The sequence below is a fragment of the Bradyrhizobium amphicarpaeae genome (assembly GCF_002266435.3).
GTDB lineage: Bacteria > Pseudomonadota > Alphaproteobacteria > Rhizobiales > Xanthobacteraceae > Bradyrhizobium > Bradyrhizobium amphicarpaeae.
This window is the reverse complement of the sequence record NZ_CP029426.2, coordinates 3128618-3151272: the sequence shown is the minus strand read 5'-3', so window position 1 is coordinate 3151272 and position 22655 is coordinate 3128618. Positions and strand designations below refer to the sequence as shown.

General features: G+C 62.5%; 15 protein-coding genes and 1 pseudogene. 7 read left to right on the top strand and 9 right to left on the bottom strand.

What is annotated here, in order from left to right; genetic code table 11:
• Positions 1 to 27: 27 nt before the first annotated feature.
• Both CIT40_RS14395 and pks2 read right to left on the bottom strand, forming a co-directional pair.
• A complete protein-coding gene (locus CIT40_RS14395; protein ID WP_162307492.1) occupies positions 28 to 1452 on the bottom strand; it encodes a condensation domain-containing protein in 1425 nt (474 codons plus the stop codon).
• On the bottom strand, positions 1445 to 7720 hold the full coding sequence (gene pks2, locus CIT40_RS14390; RefSeq protein ID WP_244612004.1) for a sulfolipid-1 biosynthesis phthioceranic/hydroxyphthioceranic acid synthase: 6276 nt from the start codon (positions 7718 to 7720) through the stop codon (positions 1445 to 1447). Before pks2 ends, CIT40_RS14395 begins: the two co-directional genes overlap by 8 nt.
• A 697-nt stretch (positions 7721 to 8417) precedes the next feature.
• Between pks2 and CIT40_RS14385 the strand changes: the two genes are divergently transcribed.
• The 7 genes from CIT40_RS14385 to CIT40_RS14355 are packed head-to-tail and all read left to right on the top strand — an operon-like array spanning position 8418 to position 16068.
• Positions 8418 to 9812, top strand: coding sequence for an ABC transporter substrate-binding protein (locus tag CIT40_RS14385; protein ID WP_094896593.1), 1395 nt, complete (start codon positions 8418 to 8420; stop codon positions 9810 to 9812).
• A 3-nt stretch (positions 9813 to 9815) separates the two neighbouring features.
• Entirely contained in the window at positions 9816 to 10751 is a 936-nt protein-coding gene (locus CIT40_RS14380; RefSeq protein WP_094896592.1) for a carbohydrate ABC transporter permease, read from the top strand.
• Positions 10748 to 11587 carry a carbohydrate ABC transporter permease gene (locus CIT40_RS14375; protein ID WP_094896591.1) on the top strand — a complete coding sequence of 280 codons (840 nt, stop codon included), beginning with the start codon at positions 10748 to 10750 and terminating at the stop codon, positions 11585 to 11587. Before CIT40_RS14380 ends, CIT40_RS14375 begins: the two co-directional genes overlap by 4 nt.
• Entirely contained in the window at positions 11584 to 12636 is a 1053-nt protein-coding gene (locus CIT40_RS14370) for an ABC transporter ATP-binding protein (RefSeq protein ID WP_094896590.1), read from the top strand. Before CIT40_RS14375 ends, CIT40_RS14370 begins: the two co-directional genes overlap by 4 nt.
• Before the next feature lie 4 nt (positions 12637 to 12640).
• The gene (locus CIT40_RS14365; protein WP_094896589.1) at positions 12641 to 13414 is read left to right on the top strand and encodes a GntR family transcriptional regulator; all 774 of its coding nucleotides are present in this window, start codon (positions 12641 to 12643) and stop codon (positions 13412 to 13414) included.
• Between the two features lie 32 nt (positions 13415 to 13446).
• Positions 13447 to 15090, top strand: a complete 1644-nt coding sequence (locus CIT40_RS14360; protein WP_094896588.1) for an arylsulfatase — start codon at positions 13447 to 13449, stop codon at positions 15088 to 15090.
• Between the two features lie 3 nt (positions 15091 to 15093).
• Complete coding sequence (locus CIT40_RS14355) at positions 15094 to 16068, top strand: formylglycine-generating enzyme family protein (RefSeq protein WP_094896587.1); 975 nt, start codon at positions 15094 to 15096, stop codon at positions 16066 to 16068.
• A gap of 142 nt (positions 16069 to 16210) precedes the next feature.
• Here the strand turns inward: CIT40_RS14355 and CIT40_RS14350 are convergent.
• The 7 genes and pseudogenes from CIT40_RS14350 to guaA all read right to left on the bottom strand — a co-directional run.
• Positions 16211 to 16610, bottom strand: a pseudogene (locus tag CIT40_RS14350) (6-aminohexanoate hydrolase); the annotation flags it as partial.
• An 80-nt stretch (positions 16611 to 16690) separates the two neighbouring features.
• A complete protein-coding gene (locus CIT40_RS14345) occupies positions 16691 to 17053 on the bottom strand; it encodes a PIN domain-containing protein (RefSeq protein WP_334265251.1) in 363 nt (120 codons plus the stop codon).
• Positions 17054 to 17127: 74 nt separating this feature from the next.
• Positions 17128 to 17433 carry a hypothetical protein gene (locus CIT40_RS14340; RefSeq protein ID WP_148667196.1) on the bottom strand — a complete coding sequence of 102 codons (306 nt, stop codon included), beginning with the start codon at positions 17431 to 17433 and terminating at the stop codon, positions 17128 to 17130.
• 71 nt (positions 17434 to 17504) lie between these two features.
• Positions 17505 to 17963: an SMI1/KNR4 family protein gene (locus CIT40_RS14335; protein WP_094896585.1), complete on the bottom strand. Its 459-nt coding sequence runs from the start codon at positions 17961 to 17963 to the stop codon at positions 17505 to 17507.
• Between the two features lie 290 nt (positions 17964 to 18253).
• On the bottom strand, positions 18254 to 19120 hold the full coding sequence (locus tag CIT40_RS14330; RefSeq protein ID WP_148667195.1) for an HNH endonuclease: 867 nt from the start codon (positions 19118 to 19120) through the stop codon (positions 18254 to 18256).
• On the bottom strand, positions 19117 to 20778 hold the full coding sequence (locus CIT40_RS14325) for an AAA family ATPase (protein WP_094896584.1): 1662 nt from the start codon (positions 20776 to 20778) through the stop codon (positions 19117 to 19119). The genes CIT40_RS14330 and CIT40_RS14325 overlap by 4 nt, the downstream gene beginning before the upstream one ends.
• Before the next feature lie 139 nt (positions 20779 to 20917).
• Positions 20918 to 22516, bottom strand: coding sequence for a glutamine-hydrolyzing GMP synthase (guaA, locus tag CIT40_RS14320; protein WP_094896769.1), 1599 nt, complete (start codon positions 22514 to 22516; stop codon positions 20918 to 20920).
• Positions 22517 to 22655: the final 139 nt, after the last annotated feature.

Below are 22655 nucleotides of genomic sequence, written 5' to 3'. Positions count from 1 at the left end.
CGTTCGCTGGGTGCGCAACCGCCTGCATCATCGTTCACGACCGACATCAGAGTACGTCGGCATCAATGCGTCGGCGGCCCGTCGGCACGCGCCCGCAAACGCTGCGACATAGCGGTGCATCGATGCGCGGGCTGTCTCATTTGCCGGATAAGCCGCCGTAAGCGAGAGCCCGCGTTGCGTACGGAACAGCCAGATCGCAACCTGTGCGGCGATGCCCTGGTTGATATAGACCCGCCCATTCGCCTCATGCCATTCGCGGGCAATCCGGGCGCTGAGCGGAGGAACGTTCACATCCATATAGGATAGCATGACGCCACCCGTGGCAACGGACCCGACCGTCGGCAGTTCGGCTGCCAGTTCGAGCACGAGCTCGATCGGCACATCGGCGAGACTTAGCCGTTCGTCAAAGTTGCTTTGCGCCGTCAAGGCAAGTTCAGGAAACGTTCGTTGTTGCACGTCGAAGTCGATTGGCACCACTCCCACGCACCAGCCCGTCGTCCGAAAAGCCTTTGGCGATCTTCGCGTCGTCGTGGGCGTGACGACAGTGTAGCGCGAGCGTCCCGCCAATTCCCGTTCGGTCAGGGCCGCGCAGGCCAGCAGACCGCCGATCACCCGGGCGCCGGAGGCATGGCACGCCGACTCGAACGCGTCCATGACGGCATCATCGAGGATGTCCACATGCACGTACTCCGCGTGATAGCGATCCTCCAGTAGACCGAGCGGCAGCGCGAAAGCGGGCATCCGCCCGTTGTTTCGCTGCAGGAATGCGATCCATCGCTTCACCTCATGATCCGCCAGCGTTGTCGCGGCTGCCCGCCGGCGCTGATTTGTGCAGTAATACAGATAGCTTCCTGGCGGTCCGAGGTGATGCGGCTTCTCGCCGTCGATCACAGCGCGATACGCCGAGCGGATCTCTGTCATCAGAAACGCTATCAACGTCGCATCGCCGTGCAGATGGTCAATGCTTGCAAAGCATGTGAACCCGCTCACGCGCTGGAGAATGCCAAATCGAAAGCAATCCCACGCAAACGGTGCCGGAGTTGCCATGACATGTTTCTGCCAGTCCGCGGCGTTCACGTCGCCGAGCATCAAAGGCTCCATCTGTATGCCCGCGGGGTCCTCGAGCACATGCCTTACGATTGCTCCGGCGCGCTCTTCAAACCAGCTGTGATAGGTGTCGTGCCTGCGCACATGCGCCGTCACCACATGGGTCAAGGCTCTGAGGTCACACCGTCCTCCTTCTTCCCACACGACGACGAGCAGCCGTGCCATCGCCTCGTGCCGCTGCTCACATGCACGAAAAGCGTGCAGGTGCTGTTCCTGCTCGTAGCTCGGCAATACGGGAGACACCGGCGCGCGTTTTGCACTCTCCATCGACGCAGCAGACGGACACCAGAGCGTCAGCACCCCCGGGGGCCCTGACCAATCATGCAGCGGACGCAGATCAGTCACGGGCATCTGCTCCAGCGGGCTGCAATTCCTCCATGGCCCCACTCAGCGTGTCGGCGAGCGCGCGCACGGTCGTCACGTTCACGGAACGAAGCCGGATGCCGGTGTCGGCCTCGAGCGCAATCAGCAGCTGGAGCGTCCCGAGTGAGTCGAGGCCGTAATCGAAGAGCGAGCGATCTGGATTCACCGTGCGGCGCAGGATGACACCGAGACGCTCGATAATCAGACGCCGCAGCAGGGCCGGCCGCTCGCCTGGCGGCGCGCGTCTCAACTCCAAACGCGGTCGGCGCGCAGGTTCACCCGCGGCCTCTGCGGTCTGCGACACCCCTGCCCCGAACGGGCTTCGCGCGGCGAGCGCCGTCAGCCACGGGGCGCCGTCGAGATGGACGTATGCGGCATACCCGCGGTCGTGCCGAAGCAGCGCCTGGAACGCGTAAGCACCGTCGCGGGGCTCGATCATTCGCGTATCGCCGCGGGCCGAGAGATGCGCACCGGCACCAATATCCGCCCACGCCGCCCAGGCGATCGCCGACGACGGCAGCCCCTGTGCGCGCCGCCACTGTGTGAACGTATCGAGCCAGCTGTTGGCGGCTGCGTACGCGGACTGCCCCGGCGAACCAAACAGAGCAGACACCGAAGAAAAACAGCAAAACCAGTCGAGTTGTTGCTTCAGCGTTGCCCCATGCAGATGCCAGGCGCCTTCCGCCTTGGCGGCCCAGTTTCGATGCAGCCTCTCCTCTGTGACGGAGGAAAGGATTCCATCCTCGACGAGGGCTGCACCGTGCAGGACACCGCGCAACGGCAGGCCCGTCGCGGCGGCAGCTTCGATAAGGCGCCGTGCTGTCGCGGGCTCCGCGATGTCCGCACTGATCACCTGAACTTCGGTGCGCCGTGCCTTCATCGCGGCCAAAACGCCGATTGCCGCGTCGGTGGGCCGGGAGCGCGCGTTGAGGATGAGACGACCGGCCCCCGCCGCGGACATCGCATCAGCGAGGAACAGGCCGAGGCCGCCAAGGCCGCCGGTGACAACGTACGCGCCATCGCGCCTAAACGGCGTGAAGCCTTCTGGCGCCGCCGGCACCCGGAAACGGCCGGTCGTTGGAACGGTGAGCACGAGCTTTCCGGTGTGGCCGGCGCTGCTGACAATACGAATCGCGTCGGCCGCGCCGGCGAGGGGATAGGTCGCGATATCCGGCAGGGGCAACCTCTCCTCTCGTGCAAGACGCATGACCCGCGACAGCAGTGCCTGCACGCGAGCCGGCGCAGTCATACACATCTGCGCAAGGTCGACGGCAAAGAACGAGAGGTTACGCCTGAACGGAGACAGTTCGAGCCACGTGCCCTCATAGATGTCCTTCTTGCCGATCTCGATGAACCGCCCGCCCGCCGCAAGGATCCCCAGGCCGGCGCGCTGGGACGCGCCTGTGAGCGAGTTGAGGACTACGTCCACGCCGTAACCCGCCGTGTCCTGCAGGATCTGCTCCGCGAATGCTGCGGTCCGAGAATCATACACGTGGCTGATACCGTCGGCTCGCAGCAGCTCTCGCCGCGCCTCGGAGCCCGCTGTTGCAAATATCTCCGCACCAGCCGCGCGGGCGATGGCCACAGCCGCCTGCCCGACGCCGCCGGTCGCCGAGTGAATGAGCACCTTGTCGCCAGGCCCGATCCGGGCAAGATCCTCGAGGCCATACATGGCCGTGGCAGTTGTCGCGAGAATGGCGGCCGCTTCGGCATCCGCGAGCGGGCGGGGTATCGCGACAAGCAGACGAGCATCGCAAGTCAGATACGTCCCCCAGGCGCCCCCACAGCAGAGCCCCGCCACGCGGTCGCCAACGCGAAAGCCCGCAACGCCTGCCCCGATAGCGGTGACAATGCCGGCGAAGTCCAGGCCAAGCCCCTGCGCACGGCCATCGAATGAAGGATAGCGGCCAAGGGCAACGAGCACGTCGGCGAAATTGACACTTGCGGCATGGACGGCCACCTCCACCTGGCCCTGGGCCGGCGCACGCCTCTCGACGGCCGCCAACTCCAGGCTCTGTAGGTCACCGGGCACGCGGATTTCCAGACCAATACCATCGCGGGTCGCGTCGCGATCCACCATGCGGCGGTCCGTGTGACTAAGGGAGCTTCGCTGCAGCCGCGCGACATACGCGCTCGCTCCGCGCACCGCCGTTTCGTCCTCGTCCGAGCCGCTCAGCAACTGAGACAGAAGCAGCGAGACCTCGGGCTGCGGGTTCACGTCGATCTGGGTGGGATGGAGTGCGGGAAGCTCGGCACCGACCGCTCGCAGCCAGCCACGCACACCAGCGTGCGCAAGTTGAACGGTGTCGTCCGGCAGTACGCGTTGGGCCATACACGTGACAACGAAGAGGCGGGGCAGGCGCTCGCATTGCCTCAGTGCGTTGGTCACGTGGATCAGGCTGCTTATGTTCGCCCGAGATACCTCGGGACTCGCCGGCTCATTGCCGCGTGGCAAGACCACCACCACGGCGCAAGGACGATTCTGGTCCAGGGCGTCTTCAATCTGCCCGCGCCATGCGCCCCCCTTCCCCGCTCCGGCGCTGCTGAGAATGCGAGACTTGAACCCCTGCACGCGCAGGTTTCCTTCCAAATCCAGCGTCAAGCGGTGTCCCGCATCATCGGCATCGAGCAGCAACCAGGCGCCATCCTCCGGCCTGACCGTGGCACGAGGGATGTCCCACAACTGCCAGGCTATATCGAGCAGGCGCGAGTTGCAGGCGACGGCGTCGGTATGCTGTTCGGCCGCACCGCTTCCCATTGCCAATCCATCGACACTGAGCAGCACGCGACCTGAGGCGTCGAGCAGATCGATGTCCACCTCGACGTGCAGGGCGTCGACCGCGACCAAGCGGGTGAGGCAGTGGGCGGCGTTGGCATCTGTGCGGTGGAGCCGGAGGCTTCGTACCGACAACGGCAGCAGCAGGCGCCCGTTGGTCTCCGAAACGACCCGGGCGAACGCCCCGACCGACTGGAAGCACGCGTCAAGCAACACGGGATGCACCGTGTAATCCCGGTCGCCCGTTCGGCGCGAGCTCGGGAGCCGAAGATCCGCAAGGAGCGAGGCACCGTCCGCGGACAAGCTCAAGCCGGTAGACAGTGCCCGAAATGACGGTCCGTACTGGATGCCCAGCGCGTCGAACCACCGCCACACCTCGTCCACGGCAACAGGCGTCGCGTGAGCGGCGCGCAGCGCGGCTACGTCGTAGGCGACAGGCGACTTGGCGGAGGTCGCCTCGGAAAGGCGGGCTGTTGCAAGGACCCGCGCTTCGCTCTTCGCCTGGTTCGCGACCCTGAAATTCAACTCGCCCGGTCGGTCGAGCACTGCCGTGCAGACGATGGACGTCGATGGCTCTAACCGCAAGGCATGGTCGAACGTGATCGTCTGTACTTCGACGAACGATGTACCAAGTGCGGTGCGCGCCGCGGCGAGCGCCATTTCGCAGAAGCCAGCGCCCGGGAAAAGCGGCGTTCCGTTCACCCGATGGTCCGCAAGCCAGGGGTGGGCACCGAGGCCAACCTCGCACCCCCAGATGTGGCGTTCCGGCTCTTCGTGCAGAACGCGGTGGACGTTCAACAACGGATGTGTTGACGGCACGTGATGTAGATTTGCGGCCGCCGTCGCCGACTCAAGGAACAGCGGATAGTGCGTCCAGGCCGGCAACGGTAGATCAAGCAGCTGGCCGTCCGGATACAGGACATCGAAATCGATCGAGGCGCCTGCGACATGGATGGCACCAACCAGGTCCAGAAGCCCGTTGGACATGGGCTCGCCCCGCGTCACCGACGGAAGCGCGCGGACGGCGAAGTCCGTTGCGGCAGCATTCTCCAAGACCGCGCGAGTCACGATCGGGTGCGGCGAAAGCTCGACAAACACGCGGTGTCCGTCTTCGAGCGCCGCCTGCACGGCGGGACGGAAGCGAACCGACTGCCGAAGGTTGTCGATCCAGTAGGCGCCATCGCAAACGGGGGATTCGCGCGGATCTAGCAGCACGGTGGAGTACATCGGTATGCGCGGTTTGTGCGCAGTCACCTCCGCGAGGCGCTCCGACAACTGCGCGAGAATCGGTTCGACCTGCGACGTGTGTGAGGCCACATCGACCGCGACCTCGCGGGCGAAAAGGCCTTCGGCCTGCCACGCAGCCACGAGGCCTTTTACGGCCTTGACGGTGCCCCCGACGACCGTCGAGGCCGGCGCAGCCAGCACGGCAATCTCGACATCGTCAATCCGTCGGCGGGCCAAATCTTCGCGAACTGCCGCCGGTGCCATCCCGACGGCTGCCATCGCGCCGGATCCAGCAAGCGTTTGGCACAGCATGGCGCGATGGCAGATCACCCGCACGCCATCTTCGAGCGAGAGTGCGCCGGCCGCGACTGCCGCGGATACCTCACCCATCGAATGGCCGATCACTGCCGACGGCACCACACCCTGGGCTTTCAAGGACGCCGCCAGCGCGACCTGAAATGTGAAAATGGCGGGCTGGACACGTTCGATGTCTTCGAGTTGCGCGGGACGACGCAGGGTATCGGTTACCGAAAAGTCGCCGATCGCCTGAATCAGAGGCTCGATGGCGGCGACCATCCCGGCGAAGACCGGATCGATATCGAGCAGCTCCGCGCCCATCGACTCCCACTGCGAGCCCTGTCCGGAGAATACGAAGACGGGACCGCAGCTATCATGGCTGGCCCAATCCGCATCGATAGACTGGTCGGCTACAACGCCGCGCAATTGCGCTGTCAGGTCGCCGAGCGTTCTCGCAATGAGCGCGTGCCGGACCGGCCGGTGTCCACGCCTGCGAGCAAGGGTCCGCGCGACATCGCCGGGGCGATGACCGGCGGCGCTCGCGTCCAACCAAGCCGCGAGGCGCGCGGCCGTTGCGCGAAGCGCCTCTGGCGATGTGGAAGAAATTGGAAACAACCAGGGCTGCTCCTGCGTTCTGACGACCTCTGGTCGACAGGATGATGCAGGTGCTTGAGGAGCCTGTTCGAGCACGACGTGAGCGTTCGTGCCGGACATGCCGTAAGACGATACGGCTGCCCGGCGGAGTCCGTCGGCGCCAGTCGAAGGCCATGGCACGGTGTCAGTCGGGACGAAAAGCCGGGTCGCAATTGGCTGGAGATGCGCAGGCAGCCGATGGAAGTGAAGTGATCGCGGCACGACGCCGTGCGCCAGTGCGAGCGTCGCCTTGATCAGACCAAGGACTCCCGCCGCCGATTCCGCGTGACCCAGGTTGCTCTTGAGCGAGCCAACGGCGCAGCGTGACCGCCGTCCGTACTGTGTTGAGAGGCTGTGAAACTCTTCCGTGTCGCCTACCGGCGTACCGGTGCCGTGCGCCTCGATCATGCCGATGGATGAGGGATCAACTTGCGCCTCGGCAAGCGCACGATCGATTACCGCGATCTGGGCCGCGCGGGAAGGTGCTAGAATGTTGTGCGTGTGTCCGTCCTGGTTGACGGCGCTACCGCGAATGACGGCGAGCACCCGGTCGCCGTCACACAGGGCGTCACTCAGCAGTTTGAGCATCACCACACCGCAGCCTTCGGCACGCACGAAGCCATCGGCGCGCTCGTCAAACGCATGACACCGCCCTGTCGGCGACAGCATGCCGAGGCCGGACGCCGAAGCGAACGTTGTGGGCGAGAACATCAACATGACCCCGCCGGCAAACGCGACGCGGCACTCGTTGGCGAGGAGACTTCGCCGAGCCGCATGCACGGCGACGAGACTGGACGAGCAGGCCGTGTCCATCGTGATAGCAGGCCCCGTAAGCCCCATCGCATGGGCGACCCGCCCTGACGCCATGCTGAAGGGCGTTCCCGTGAAAGCGTAGGCCTGACCCATCGCACCCGCGTCACGCGTGACCTGCATGTAGTCCTGGTGCGAAAGGCCGAAGAATACGCCGGCGTCGGTCCCAAACAGGCAGCGCGGATCGCGGCCGGAATGTTCGGCGGCCTCCCAAGTGACCTCGAGCAAAAGCCGGTGTTGTGGGTCCATGGCGAGGGCCTCCGGCTCGCCAATGCCGAAAAAACGATGATCAAAGCCCGACGGATCGTCCAGGAACGCGCCCCAACGCGAAACCGAGCGCCCCGCAACGCCTGCTACGGGCTCGTAGTAATCGTCGGCATTCCAGCGCTGCTGCGGAATTTCGCTGACGAGGTCGGTGCCTGCCAGGAGCGCACCCCACAAGGCGTCGGGAGAGTCGATGTATCCCGGGAGTCTGCAGCCAATGCCGACGACAGCAATCGCAGTCACAATCAAGGCCTTATTCTTGGGGAGAAGACTTTCAATCCAAATCAATACATGCGTGCTAGGTTATTGATCGGTCGAACAATCGTCCAGCCCGCAGACTGCTGGAGGCCTGAATCCGAGATAGTCCCCACGCCCTGTGGATTGTCGGGAGGCCACCGCTGGCAAGGCCGAACGAAGCGATGTCGGATCATTCCCGATCGCGACACCAGGATAGGTTCTCGAGACGCTCTGGCGCCGCGCTGAAGCGAAGTGCTGCAAGCTCTAATGGCCGACGGACGAACAGGCGGCGCTCGATGCTTCCGCGTTGAGCCGGAGTGTGCCGCTATCGCAGTTGAATGCCCGCATTGACATGCGGGGCCGGCCGAACGTCCGGCCTGCACCAAGAGCGGCCTCCCCTTGACCCGAGGCTTGGGCCCACAAAGCTCCGGTCTTTCTCCATACTGCGATGCGCAACGATTCACCGGCGAGATCTATTTCGCTCGCGCAGATTTCGCGCGTCTCGGCGATAGCCAGTCGATACCTGCACATCACGCCTGCTCGGCACGATCGCGCTCCCTCGGAGGCGACATCCCCGATCGATCCACGCTGCCGCGCCAAAAGGCAGCACGAAGATCGACTTTGGCGCGGTTGACTTGTTATAACATTTGAGCAAATGTCCTAACTAACCGGAAATATAAATCCGGATTTTCGGGAGGACCGCATGCCGTCATTCACACCGACGCGACGAACGCTACTCAAGACTGGAACCGCAGCCGCCGCTTTCGCGACGGTTGGTCCGGCCTTTCTCCGGCAAGCTGCCGCGCAGGACGTCGACCTCGCGCCCTACAAATCCGCGCAAATCGATTGGCAGCAGGTATCCGGCGAGACCATCACTGTCGCCGTGATCCCGGCGAGCTATTTCGAAAACCTCATCACGCTGGCGCCGCAGTTCAAGGCGCTGACCGGCATCGACGTCCGTTTCGAAAAAATTCCGCCGGCGCAGATCCGGCAGAAGAGCGTCATCGACTTGACCTCGAAGACGGGCACCTACGCGACCCATGCCGCCGACCCCATGTATTACGCGCTCTATGCCGCGAACAAATGGGTCGAGCCGCTCGACACTTACCTCGCCGACAAGTCGCTGACCGATCCGGCCTGGTTCAAGCTCGACGACATCATTCCGGCCTGGCGCAGCGCCAACGGTATCGACGGCAAGCTCTATGGCATGCCTTATGACGGCGAGGTCACCATTCAGGTCTATCGCAAGGACCTCTATGATGCGAAGGGCCTGAAGCCGGCCGACACGTTAGAGGCCTACATGTCCAATGCCGCGGCGTTGAACACCCCGAACGATCGCGTCTGGGGCGCTGCGCTGCGCGGCGTCGCCGGGGCCGGCCAGAACATGTACATCTATCCGTCGATCTTCCGCGAGTTCGGCGGCGACTGGATGAAGGGCGGCAAGCTCACCGTCAACGGCCCCGAGGCCGAGGCGGCGCTCGCCTGGTATGTCGACATCATGAAGAAGTACGCACCGACGGCAGCCGCCAACTGGAACTGGCCCGACATCGCCGACGCCTTCTCGCAAGGCACCGTCGCCAGCTACATCGACGCGCATTCGTCGGCCTCGGTGATCAACAATCCCGAGAAGTCCAAGATCATCGGTAAGGTCGCCTATGCACGCTGGCCCAAGGGGCCGTCCGGCAAGCGCACCACATCCATCTGGAACTGGGGCTTCCCGATCAATTCCGCGCTGCCGGAAAAGAAGCGCAAGGCGACCTGGCTGTTCATCCAATGGGCCGCGAGCGCCGAGACCCAGGCGCGCACCGCGCACAAATTCGCCGGTCCCACCAAACGTTCGGGCGTCAACCGCACCTCGGTGTGGAAGGATCCTGACTACATCAAGCTGATGAATGGCTTTGGCGAGAACTTCGTCGCGGCCACGATGGGCGCCCTGCAGGAGGACACCGACGTCGACTGGCGTCCGCGCGTGCCGCAATGGCCGGCGATCGGCGACACCATGGCGACCGCGATCCAGTCGGCCCTCTCCGGCCAGGCCACCATCAAGGCGGCACTGGACGATGCCCAGCGCCGCATCGAACCGATGATGCGCGGCTGAGCCATGGCCACGACAGCGGTGACATCGGCCGAGATCGCGAGCGAGGCGCCTCGCAGCGATTTCGGCCGCGTATTGGCGCAGCGCGAGCGCCGGTTTGCAGCAGCCCTGCTTGCCCCGGCGTTCCTCGCCCTGCTCGCTACCACGACGTTCCCGCTGCTCTTCCTGATCTATACCAGCGCGTTCCGGATGGATCTGGCGATGCCGTTCACCAACGGCTTCGTCGGGTTTGAAAACTATCGAACTCTGCTCGCGGACGAGCGCTTTTGGACCTCGCTGCTGGTCAGCCTCGTCTACACCGGCTCGACCGTCGCACTTCAAGTCATCGTCGGTTTGGCGCTTGCCTTGCTGGTCATGGACATGAAGCGAGGTCAGGGCTGGTTCAGGGTCATCGCCATCCTGCCCGTGGTGCTGTCGCCGGCCGTGGTCGGCATGATCTGGCGCACCTTCATGCTGGCACCGGAATTCGGCATCGTGGACTACCTCGCCATCAACGCCGGCCTCGGCAGCAAGAATTGGCTCGGCGACCCCACGCTCGCGATGGTCTCGGTCATCGCGATCCACACCTGGCAGTGGACACCGTTTGCGTTCATGGTGCTGCTGGCCTCGCTGGCCTCGCTGCCCGAGGACATATACGAGGCGGCGCGGCTCGACCGCGCCTCCGCCTGGCAGCGCTTCCGCCGCATCACCCTGCCCCTGCTGCGCCCGGCGATCGTCATGGTCATCATCATGCGGACCATGGTGGCGCTGACCGCGTTCGCGGCGATCTTCACCGTCACCGCCGGCGGCCCGGGCACTGCGACCGAGATCCTCAATCTCTATGCCTATCGGAAATCCTTCACCGAGCTGTCGATCGGCTACGGCTCGGCGCTCGCGGTTGCGCTGCTGATCGTCACCATCATCATCTCCGGCATCCTGTTTGCAATGCGGAGGGCGAAATGACCGCAAAGCGCCTGCGCGTCTTCGCCCTGCTCGCAATCTCCACGATCTTCCTGCTGGCCTGGGCGTTCCCGATCATCTGGAGCGTGCTGAATTCGCTCAAGACCGATTCCGATGTATTGGCCTATCCGCCCAAGCTGGTGTTCACACCGACGCTGGAAGCCTATCGCGACGTGTTGTTCGGCTCGGGATCGATCCTGCCGAACCTTCTTTCCAGCGTCATCATCTCGGTCGGCACCACCATCGTCACCATGCTGATGGCGGTGCCTGCGGCCTATGCGTTGGCGCGCCTGCGCTTTCGCGGCAAGAGGTTCGCGGGCTTCTACGTGCTGGCAACGCAGATGCTGCCGCCGGTCGGCATCATCATCCCCTACTTCCTGGTGCTTCGGAACATTGGCTGGATCGACACTTATCAGGGCATCATCCTGATCTATTTGTCGTTCTCCCTGCCCTTCGCGATCTGGCTATTGGTGTCTTATTTCGAGGACATTCCGTTCGAGATGGAAGAGGCCGCCTATCTCGACGGCGCCAGCCGATTGAAGACGCTGTGGCGGATCATCATTCCGCAGGTGCGTGGCGGCATCGCCGTAACGATCGTGTTCGTGTTCCTCAATGCGTGGAACGAATTCCTGTTCGCCGTCGTGCTGAGCGGCAACACGGTGCGACCCGTGACGGTCGCCATGTTCAATTTCGTCTCCGTCGAGCAGACGCTGTGGGCCAAGCTCGCCGCAGTCTCGGTCCTCGCCATGCTGCCTGTCGTCGTCCTCGGCGTTGTCGCGCAAAAGCATATTGTGAAGGGCCTGACGGTCGGTGCAGTCAAGGGCGGAGGGCGCCGATGAGCGGTCAGGGTCAGGTCAGTTTTCGCAACATCGTCAAGATGCATGGTCAATTCGCCGCGCTGAAGAATGTCAATTTCGACATCAAGCCGGGCGAGTTCTTCGCTCTGCTCGGTCCCTCGGGATCCGGCAAGAGCACGACGCTACGCATCCTCGCCGGCCTGGATGCTCCGACCGCCGGCCGCGTGCTGATCGACGACAAGGACGTCACCTCGACCGATGCGCGGGACCGCGACATTGCCATGGTGTTCCAGAGCTACGCGCTGTATCCGCACATGACGGTGGCCGAGAACATCGCCTTCCCGCTGGAAATGGCCAAGCTGCCGAAGTCCGAGATCGCGCCCGCCGTGAAGGAAGCGGCGCGCAAGGTGAAAATCGACCACCTGCTCGATCGCAAGCCGGGCCAGCTCTCGGGCGGCCAGCAGCAGCGCTGCGCGCTCGCCCGCGCCATCGTGCGCAAGGCGCGCTTGTTCCTGCTCGACGAACCGCTGTCCAACCTCGACGCAAAGCTGCGGCTGGAAACGCGCGCCGAACTGAAGAAGCTGCAGCGCTCGCTCGGCGTCACCGCCGTGTACGTCACCCACGACCAGGAAGAGGCCATGACGCTTGCGGACCGCATGGCGGTGTTCATGTCAGGCGAGATCCAGCAGGTCGGCACGCCCGCGGAGGTGTTCGCCCGCCCGAACTCGATCGACATTGCCGGCTTCATAGGCAATCCCCCGATGAACCTCGTCCCCGCCCGCTACGTGGACGGCGACGTCATCATCGCAGGTCATCGCCTCAAGACGACGACCACGACCACGGGTGAGCGCGATGTGGTGGTGGGACTTCGGCCCGGAGCCCTGCGCATGGCGGAAGGTGGGCTCAGTGCACGCGTCGACCTGATTGAGGATCTCGGCGATACCGCCGTGCTCGACCTCGACTGCGCCGGCACCATGATCCGCATGCGCGTCGCCGACGGCAACATTCCCGGCGAGGGCGACACGATCTCGATCACGGCCCGACCGCAAGACATTCACCTGTTCGATCCAACGTCACGCATGCGGCTCTGACACCATGGCTGTTCAAACGCGCAAGAAGAAACCCGCACCGCTCGGCAGCGATGTGGCCGCGGAGGGCTCGACGCCCCTGCATATCCAGATCCGGGAATCCATTCGCAGCCAGGTACGCGACGGCAAGCTGATCGACGAGACCGGCCGCCTGATGACGGAGGCCGAACTTGGCCGTCATTTCGGCGTCAGCCGCATCACCATCCGCAACGCGATCTCGCCCCTGGTGAACGAAGGCATGTTCGACCGCTCGCGCGGCCGGGGGACCTTCCTGCGCTCGAACCAGCCTGAAAACTGGGTCGGCCACCTCATGGGCTTCTCGGAAACGATCCGCGATGCGGGCTACCAGCCCGGCGCAAAGATCCTGCAGCAGGGCATGACCAACCGGCATGACCCAGCCGTTCGGGAGCAACTGCGCGAGCGGGCCGTCTGGCAGCTCCGCCGACTGCGCTTCGCGGACGATACGCCGATCGCCATCGAGCACGCCTTCTATCCCCCGGATATCGGTCTCGAACTCGAGAAGCGCGACCTGGTCTCAATCATCATGTACCGCGTCTTCGAGGACGAGCTTGGCCTCGCTATCAAGGACGCCCAGCAAACCATCAGCGCCGAGCTCGCCGACGCAGGCAGCGCCAAGCTGCTGGGGGTGAAGCTCGGCTCGCCCCTGCTCTCCATCGAGCGCGTCACGTTCGGCAAGGACGGACGGGCGCTTGAGCTGCTGCGCGCCGTTTATCTGCCGAAATATTTCCGCCTCAGCATCAGCCTGATGCGCCGCCACTAGCAACGCCACACGTCAATAACGAGGACATAAATATGCCGAATGGCGCAAAGACCCCCGATAGCCCCAACATCCTGCTCATCCTCAACGACGACATGGGCTTTTCGGACATTGGCTGTTACGGCGGCGAGATCCAGACGCCGAACCTCGATCGCCTCGCGGCCAATGGCTTGCGTTACTCGCAGTTCTACAACACCGCCCGCTGCAGCCCCTCGCGCGCCTCGCTGCTCACCGGACTGCATCCGCACCAGACCGGCATCGGCATCCTCACATACAGCAACGGCCCCGAGGGTTATGCCGGCAACCTGAACAAGAGCTGCGTGACGATCGCCGAGGCCCTGAAGAGCAGGAACTACACGTCTTACCTCAGCGGCAAATGGCACATTGCAAGCAGCCTGACGGAGCCGACCGACGCGTGGCCGATACAGCGCGGCTTCGACCATTTCTACGGCACCATCATCGGAGCCGGCAGCTTTTACCATCCCAACACCCTCACCCGTGGCAACGACAATATCGAGCACGAGGCGGAGAAGGATCCGTCGTTCTTTTACACCGACGCGATCAGCGATCAGGCCGCCGCCTTCATCCACCAGCACAAGGCGCAGAAGCCCGACGCGCCGTTTTTCCAGTACGTCGCCTATACGGCGCCGCACTGGCCGCTCCATGCCCATGACGAGGATATCGCCAAGTACAAGGGCCGTTTCGATGCGGGCTGGGACAGGCTGCGCGAGGAGCGCCTGAAGCGCCTCGTCGACAACGGCATCATTCATCCGAACTGGCGCCTGACCGATCGCGATCCGACTCAGCCGCCGTGGACCGATGCAGAGCAGCGCGAATGGACGCTGCGCTGCATGGAGGTGTACGCAGCCCAGATCGACCGCATGGACCAGGGCATCGGCCGGATCCTGAAGGCGCTGGAAGAGACCGGCCAGATGGACAACACGCTGATCATCTTCCTCTCCGATAACGGTGCCTGCGCCGAGGATATTCCGGAAGGCGTCACTGCAAAGGAGCTGGTCGACCAGCTCATGATCGCCAAGGCGACGACACGCGACGGCAAGCCCGTGCGCTTCGGCAATGACCCGACGCTGATGCCCGGAGCCGAAGATACCTATCAAAGCTACGGCACGGCCTGGGCCAACCTGTCCAACGCACCGTTCCGTCTCTACAAGCACTGGATCCACGAAGGCGGCATCGCGACCCCGTTCATCGTGCACTGGCCGCGTGGCATCTCCGAGAGAGGTGGCCTGCGGCACAACCCGAGCCAGCTCACCGATGTGATGGCGACCATCCTCGACGTCACCGGCGCGACCTATCCCAAGGAGTATAACGGCAACGCCATCCTGCCTTGCGAAGGCGAGAGTCTCGTGCCGTCGTTCGCCTCGGCCTACGGCAACCGTGGCCCGCTGTTCTGGGAGCATGAGGGCAATGCGGCCGTGCGCATCGGCAAGTGGAAGCTGGTGCGGAAGTATCCCGGCCCCTGGGAGCTCTACGACATGGAGACGGACCGCACCGAGTTGAATGACCTGGCCGCGCAGCATCCGGATCGCGTCCGCGAGATGACGGCGCAGTATCAGCAATGGGCCAATCGCTGCGGCGTAATCCCGCGCGAGAAGATCCTCGAGCTGATGAAGGCGGAAGGCGGCACGGCCTTCTGGGAGGAAGAGAAGCAGAAATAGGACATGGCTGGGGATCGCTCACACTGTTGCACCCAGCGCGCCGCCGGCAGCGGGCCGGCGACGGGCGACGATGCGCAAGCGGCGATCCTTCCCAGTCCGACCCCGATCCCGCGCCGCTGGAGTTCGCTGATCGGCGGAACCTTCCACATGGGATCGGCCGGCATCGGCTTCGTCGAAGATGGCGAAGGCCCATTGCGGCGGGTTACGCTGTCGCCGTTTGCAATTGCCTGCCACACCGTGAGCAATCTGCAATTCGGCGACTTCGTCCGCGCCACGGGTTACACGACGGACGCCGAACGCTACGGTTGGAGTTTTGTCTTCGACGGGCTGCTGCCGGAAGACACGCGCACCGCACGCACGACGCGCGTTCAGGAAACGCCATGGTGGGTCCCGGTGACGCGCGCATATTGGGCGCAGCCGGAGGGACCGTCGAGCAGCGTGCTCGACAGGCTCGATCATCCCGTCGTCCACGTCTCCTGGAACGATGCACAAGCTTACTGCCAATGGTCCGGTGCGCGCCTTCCGACTGAAGCGGAATGGGAGATGGCCGCGCGCGGCGGGTTGGACCAGGCCACCTATCCCTGGGGCAACGAACTGCAGCCCGGCGGCGTGCATCGCTGCAATATCTGGCAGGGCAACTTTCCCGACCGCAACACCATGGATGATGGCTATTTCGGTACGGCGCCGGTTCACAGTTTCGCGCCCAACGGATATGGCCTGCACAATGCCGCCGGCAACGTCTGGGAATGGTGCGAGGACTATTTTTCGCCGAGCTATCACCGCCACACGCCATCGCAAGACCCCCTGAACCGCGAGCCGGCGCCCAACCGATCGATGCGCGGCGGATCTTTCCTCTGCCACGAATCCTACTGCAATCGCTACCGCGTCGCGGCGCGAAGCTCCAATACGCCCGACTCCTCGTCCAGCAATATCGGCTTCCGCGTCGTGCGCACCGGGCCGCTGCGGGATCCAGCATAGGATGGCGCAGGCATCACATCCTGCAAAGCCGGCTGAGGCTCCCGGCATCCGCCTGCTGCCGCTGTTCCTGCGCTCTGTCGCGGCCGGGTGTCCTTTCGCCGGATCATGCTTCAGGGTCGCAGATCCATGTCGATCCGCATGACGCAACCAGCATGCCGGCCAGCACGCCGGTGAACGATGCGGCTTGTGCGGCTGCAACGCGCCGAAATAGCGCTCATAGATCAGCCTGCCCCGATGCAGCACCGCGATGCCGTCGGCGTAGGTCTCCTCCAGCATCTGCGCGAAGGTCATGGGCCGACCGTCCATCGTGGTTGAAGCGATCGCGCCGATGTCCTGCGACGCGCGCGGCAGCGCCGAGGCCGGCCCTGCTCCACGCCAGAGATTCACGGTGGGGACGAGCTGGCGGATGTTCGACCACGCCTAGCGCAGTTCGGGGAAATTGCGGAACGAGCTGTCCTGGAAAGTGATGAGCCGGTCGGGCGCCGCGGGAAGCCGCGCATCCAACCGAGGGGACGGACATCAAGGGTAGCTCCGGGACAAATACTCTCAGCCTCGTACCACGGGGCGCCGCGGCGGAGATCCCGCGTTTCCGGCGGTGGGCTGCGCGATGAACTGGAGGCTTCTATTGCGGATCAGCTTCCGCAAGTGCCCGCATGAGGTTGGGCGTCGACCACGTCGCGACTCCCGTTCCCGCAAAATCGCGGTCGGTTGTCCAGACGTCGGCATCTACGCTCCGGGCCAAAGCCAGCACGTGAGCATCGCGCACCGACCCATTGCGGCTCGGCACCGCATCGCGCAAAGCCTCTTCGCAACGGGCGAGAACGGGCTCCAGCGCAACGAGGGGGACAACCGTCAGCAATTCCGCGAGATCGTCGAGCACAGCGATCAGCTCGGGCCGCTTCAAACCCAGCGCGATCCGCCGGCGTGCTTCCTCAACCACACGGTCCGTCGTGACCAGGATGGCTCCTTCAGCCGCTCCAAGCATGGCGCCGGAGCTTCGCCCCCGCACCGCGGCGATCAGGATGGCCGCGTCAACGACAAGGGTTGGCGACGGCGCTCTCACGGCTTCGGCTTGCGCCGCTTGCCAGGCTTGCCGGTCAGGGCTTTCACCGCTGCGGGCGACCAATCGACCGGATCGACTTCGCCAAATCCAGCCAGCGCCGCATCGTCCGCCTTCGCATCACGCCCCCTGCCCAACGCCTCAGCGCGCCGCAGGACCGCCGCAAGACGATCCGGATCGGTCGACTTGAGCGGAATGAGCAGCCCCACCGTCCGCTCGCCCGACTTCACCGGCGTCGGGCCCGGCAGGGCTCCGATGGCTTCGCCGGAGATTTTCTGGAGATCGCGGATGCTGATGTAGGCCATGCAGGTTACTTACATCCATATGTAAGTCACCGCAAGTTAGAGCAACGGCCTCGTTTGCCGCTCACCCTATCTCAGCGCCCCACCCCCCTCCTATTGCTTGCATCGTCACCCGGAAGCTCGTCGGGATCGGGGATCAGAACCGCGAGAAACTCCGGGAAGCTCGCCGCCACCAACTCCACGCGATCCTCACCGAGCTCCTGTTCGTGATCCCACCAATAGACGGCACCGGTACCCAGCCCCTTACGGCAATCGAGAAGATACAGGTTGCCACCCCCGTCCTCGGCAAACGGCAACATCCCTTCGGGAAGCACGTCCCCGACCAGTTCATAACAATGATCGATCTGGAGGTAGCTCTTCCCATCGCCGATTTCGAGGAAATGCTCGACATCCCAATAGTCGGGATTGGTCGAAACGACCTGAACCGGACGAGATGGGTCTTCCCTGTGCGACTCCAGGAAAGCACGATAGGCCGCAGGCAAGCTGGCCCCGAGCGCCCCTTCCAGGTGTTCAATTCGTCGTTCGGTATCCATGACCCAATGCTAGATCGCGGTCCGATCTGGATCAATCGTCATCCTTGCATGCACCACTTGGTTCGGTTCACGCCCCTCACCTCGTAGATGATGCGCGTGGCGGTCACATGTCGAAGCGGTCGTGATCGGCAACGATGCCGCCGGTGGAGGCTACACAGAGATGGGTCTTTGCATAACCCGAACTTCGCGCAATGCTAGAGTTTCGCCGGAGGGGTGAGCGAACGCGAACTATCAACTCTCGTTCTAGCGCGATGGGTTTCGCTGGGCTCAACCCATATTACGGACTGCATTTACCCCAACGGCCCATCCGGCGCCCGTTCGGGATCAGAGAACCGCCCCATCAGCCAACTCAAAACATGCGGTTGAAGCAAACCGGACACAAAAACGGAATTCCAGTTATTCCTACTTGTATGGAGATCATCCAATGCCACCCGCTCCTCCTCAAGGATCTCCGCCAAATCAGCTTGGGTCGGAGGGTTTTCTCCCAACGCTCGAATCACAAGACTCGGCTTACGATAAAGAGCACTCCAGCGATCCGCTAGATACCTCACAATCGCCGACCTCTCTACAATCGATCTCACGTGAAAGTTTACTGCTGGATAATACGGATGGGTGTTTGGAATTGCCAAGGCAACGGATACTCTCGGGATGTCGCAAACATCATCGAACTGGGCTCTTACTAGACGTTCTTCGAGGCAATTATCGAAATATGGGTGCAACACACGTTCCGCTTGTGTGGCGCCTACATATACGTCATTCCGCTTGCTGTTACATTTGCAAGCCGGAACGAGGTTCTTTGAGAACAGCGCAAAAATTGGAAAGACACTTTTGGGCAAAAAGTGATCCAGGGTGCCACTGTGCATTGACCCGCACATTGGGCACACAAGATGCTCCGTAGAATCTCGCATTTGGCGGATGTAGGCAACATTTCTCGGCGGAGAAGCGTAGTGATCACGAAGATACCCAGCAATTGGATCAGACAGAATTACATTGTTAACTAACGCAGGATCTCCACCAGCAGCCATATACGTGTCATAACAATCGAGCACGTCCGGAACGATCGCCTGAAGCTCTGGATAGCTCTTTAAACGCGAGTTGCTTGATAACGCCAAAAACGCTGCAGCGTCATCGAAGGTTGGCAGGGAAACTCTATTCACTTTGAACTCTTGCCCTCGATTGCTGCACGTAAGGCATTTAGCAACTCAAGCGACAATTCCTCCTTGTAGCGATCATACACTTCCGGCCAAGACAGCCCTCGTGCGAGCAGCCTACTCTCCACCTCTAGAGCAAGCTTAGAAGGCTCATCTTCTCCGAACACAAAGTACGAGATAGCACCCACATCCGCGCCAAAGGTCCGAAGGTTCGGCCGCTGCGAGCGCACCGCACCTTCAGCATCGATGCTTAAGATTGTCACTTGTTCCCGGAAAACTTCGCGGACAAAGTATGCTGAATGGGTAGCGATAATCGCTGCTGACCCGGTCGATTCTAAGAGCGTATTCAGCAAAGCAACAAAGCGGCTAATGAAGTTCGGGTGCAAATGAGTTTCCGGCTCGTCAAGAAGCAGAAGCGAGCCATTCTCAATTTGCAAACTAGCCTGCGCAGCGAATTTCAGAAACGAAATCTCGCCACTACTTAGTGGATACCCTTGACCGTCAATCACACGAACAGGTTCCTGCCTGACGTTGATAGCAGCAAATTTTTCTAAAGACTGCTTTTCCGACCCTCTGGTCAGATCAGCTAGCGATACATAAGAATCTGCCGACAAAGTGCTTACCAGATGAATTTGGCGTGGACTTGCGAGAGCTCCAAGCGCTTCTACAAAAATGTCCCAACGCGAATTTGAGGCGATCTGCTGCGTCGACCGCGCGACTTGAACCACGAGATCAGATACGTAGTCACCGCGCCTTGATCGACGCGAACGATTCATTGAGTGGCGACGATACCATATCCGCGCCCTCTTTCTCTTGTCCGAAGGAAAAACGGACTCCGCCTCGTTCGTAGGCGCGAAGGCCAAAAGGCGGTTGATAAGCGGACGACCACCCCGCGTTCCATCGCTAAGTAATGATGATCCATCGATTGCCGCTCGCGCGATGCGACCTAGCGCCTGACTTTTTCCCACTCCATTTTTGCCAATTACAATAGCGATACGCTTAGGGAGATCGGCATCGTGATCAAAGGAAAATTTGAGATCGTGCTCGCTCTCTCGTCCCGGCAGTTGGAACCGAATAGCAAACGTTGAGGACAATCTGCCGAGTTCTTCGTTCGACAATCCGCGTAGAACTGAACCAGCATTTTTGAACGCGAAAAATGCATCCGAACTTCGCATAAAAGAGAGTGAGAAAACTTCTGTTCTGACGGCCCTCTCCAAGATATCCGACGTTGGGGAGAATTCTTGAAGAGAGACCAGATCGTTTGCGGCAATTAGGGCACCCCTCGCATTTTCGGCACCGAGAGCCTGGACCAATAGGCGATAGGCCTCCATGTCTCGCAACATAGTAAAGAAGATTGGTCGGGGCCTTTCAGGCGTTTGAGGTTCGCGTTCGAGCGAAACCAATTCCGACAGTAAGCTACGATCCGTGCGCCCCGTTTCGGACGAAATAAACCCAATAGACCCTGAGGACTTTACGGGATGATCGGTGCCAAGAACGCGGAATTCGTAATCTATGCCTGTTTGATGCCCAAAGTCATTCCAGTTATCCGGCGACTCTGTAATGTGAATGGTGTTGAAAGATGAGTCGTCAGCTAGTGTGGATTTTGGACCGAAGAAAACTCTCCAACTAGGCTGCCGTTCTCCATTAGCCTCATCTTGATTCATGATGGCACGTCTGTTTAGCGCCTATTGATTTGGCGCTATCGGTAGCATTCCAGGCGGCACGCGCAACCCAAGATTGGGAATTCTGCGACAAAGCTCTACGACAAAGCTCTTTTCAATTTGATCTTGGGTCAGATACCCCCTACTCCCACTCAATCGTCCCAGGCGGCTTGCTGGTCACGTCGTACACCACCCGGTTCACGCCCTTCACCTCGTTGATGATGCGCGTCGCCGTCTCCCCCAAGAACTTCATGTCGAACTGGTAGAAGTCCGCGGTCATGCCGTCGGTGGAGGTGACGGCGCGGAGGCCAACGACGTAGTCGTAGGTACGGCCGTCGCCCATGACGCCGACGGTCTTGACCGGAAGCAGCACGGCGAAGGCCTGCCAGATGTCGTCGTAGAGGCCGTGCTTGCGGATCTGGTCGATGTAGACGGCGTCGGCCTTGCGCAGGATGTCGAGCTTGTCCTTGGTGATCTCGCCGGGGCAGCGGATGGCGAGGCCGGGGCCCGGGAACGGGTGGCGGCCGACGAAGATTTCTGGAAGGCCTAGCTCGCGGCCGAGCTTGCGGACCTCGTCCTTGAACAGCTCGCGCAGGGGCTCGACGAGCTTCATGTTCATGCGCTCGGGCAGACCGCCGACATTGTGGTGCGACTTGATGGTGACGGAGGGGCCGCCGGTGAACGATACGCTCTCGATCACGTCGGGGTAGAGCGTGCCCTGCGCGAGAAAGTCGGCGCCGCCGATCTTCTTGGCCTCCGCCTCGAACACCTCGATGAAGAGGCGGCCGATGGTCTTGCGCTTGGTTTCGGGGTCGGTGACGCCTTCGAGCTGGCCCAAAAACTGTTTCGAGGCATCCACGTGCACGAGCGGGATGTTGTAGTGGTGGCGGAACAGATCGACCACGGTCTTGGCTTCGTCGAGACGGAGCATGCCGTGATCGACGAACACGCAGGTGAGCTGGTCGCCGATCGCCTCATGAATCAAGACGGCCGCGACCGCGGAATCGACGCCGCCGGAGAGGCCGCAGATTACCCTGCCCTTGCCGACCTGCGCGCGGATCTTGGCGATCTCCTCCTCACGGAAGGCGCGCATCGTCCAGTCGCCGGACAGGCCGGCGATCTTGCGGACGAAGTTGCGGATCAGCTTGGCGCCGTCGGGCGTGTGCACCACTTCGGGGTGGAACATCAGGCCGTAATATTTGCGCGTCTCGTCCTGGATGATCGCGAACGGCGCGTTCGGCGAGGTGCCGGCCACGGAGAAGCCGGGCGGCATCTTGGTGATGCGGTCGCCATGGCTCATCCAGACCTGGTTCTTGCCGCCTGGCGACCAGACGTCCTCGAACAGCTTGCTCGGCGCTTTGACCTCGACGTCGGCGCGGCCGAATTCGCGGTGATGGCCGCCCTCGACGGTGCCGCCAAGCTGCTCCGCCATGGTCATCTGGCCGTAGCAGATGCCGAGCACGGGCACGCCGGAGGCGAAGATCAGTTGCGGCGCGCGGGGGGAGCCCGCCTCATGCACCGACTCCGGGCCGCCGGAGAGAATCACCGCTTTCGGCTTCATCTCGTTGAAGGCCTGTTCGGCCTTGTTGAACGGGACGATCTCGCAATAGACGCCGTCCTCGCGCACGCGACGCGCTATCAGCTGCGTCACCTGGCTGCCGAAGTCGACGATGAGAATCTTGTCATGCGCCGAGGCCACGGAGGGCGTCGACGCGGAGCGGTCGTGCTGTGCTGCTGTCATGGCAAGCAGATACGCGACGTGCGACCGGCCCGCAACCACGCGAACCGCGCGCCCACATTCTTCTTTGGGCATGGACAAATGAAACTAGGTCAGTATTATTGACCTAATGTGCTCCGGATCACACAGGAGCCGAATCAGG

Bases quoted from the DNA above. Each gene is read 5' to 3' on its own strand.
- CIT40_RS14385 (WP_094896593.1), top strand. From the start codon at position 8,418: ATGCCGTCATTCACACCGACGCGACGAACGCTACTCAAGACTGGAACC.
- CIT40_RS14380 (WP_094896592.1), top strand. From the start codon at position 9,816: ATGGCCACGACAGCGGTGACATCGGCCGAGATCGCGAGCGAGGCGCCT.
- CIT40_RS14375 (WP_094896591.1), top strand. From the start codon at position 10,748: ATGACCGCAAAGCGCCTGCGCGTCTTCGCCCTGCTCGCAATCTCCACG.
- CIT40_RS14370 (WP_094896590.1), top strand. From the start codon at position 11,584: ATGAGCGGTCAGGGTCAGGTCAGTTTTCGCAACATCGTCAAGATGCAT.
- CIT40_RS14365 (WP_094896589.1), top strand. From the start codon at position 12,641: ATGGCTGTTCAAACGCGCAAGAAGAAACCCGCACCGCTCGGCAGCGAT.
- CIT40_RS14360 (WP_094896588.1), top strand. From the start codon at position 13,447: ATGCCGAATGGCGCAAAGACCCCCGATAGCCCCAACATCCTGCTCATC.
- CIT40_RS14355 (WP_094896587.1), top strand. From the start codon at position 15,094: ATGGCTGGGGATCGCTCACACTGTTGCACCCAGCGCGCCGCCGGCAGC.
- CIT40_RS14345 (WP_334265251.1), bottom strand. From the start codon at position 17,053: ATGCTTGGAGCGGCTGAAGGAGCCATCCTGGTCACGACGGACCGTGTG.
- CIT40_RS14340 (WP_148667196.1), bottom strand. From the start codon at position 17,433: ATGGCCTACATCAGCATCCGCGATCTCCAGAAAATCTCCGGCGAAGCC.
- CIT40_RS14335 (WP_094896585.1), bottom strand. From the start codon at position 17,963: ATGGATACCGAACGACGAATTGAACACCTGGAAGGGGCGCTCGGGGCC.
- CIT40_RS14325 (WP_094896584.1), bottom strand. From the start codon at position 20,778: ATGAATCAAGATGAGGCTAATGGAGAACGGCAGCCTAGTTGGAGAGTT.
- guaA (WP_094896769.1), bottom strand. From the start codon at position 22,516: ATGACAGCAGCACAGCACGACCGCTCCGCGTCGACGCCCTCCGTGGCC.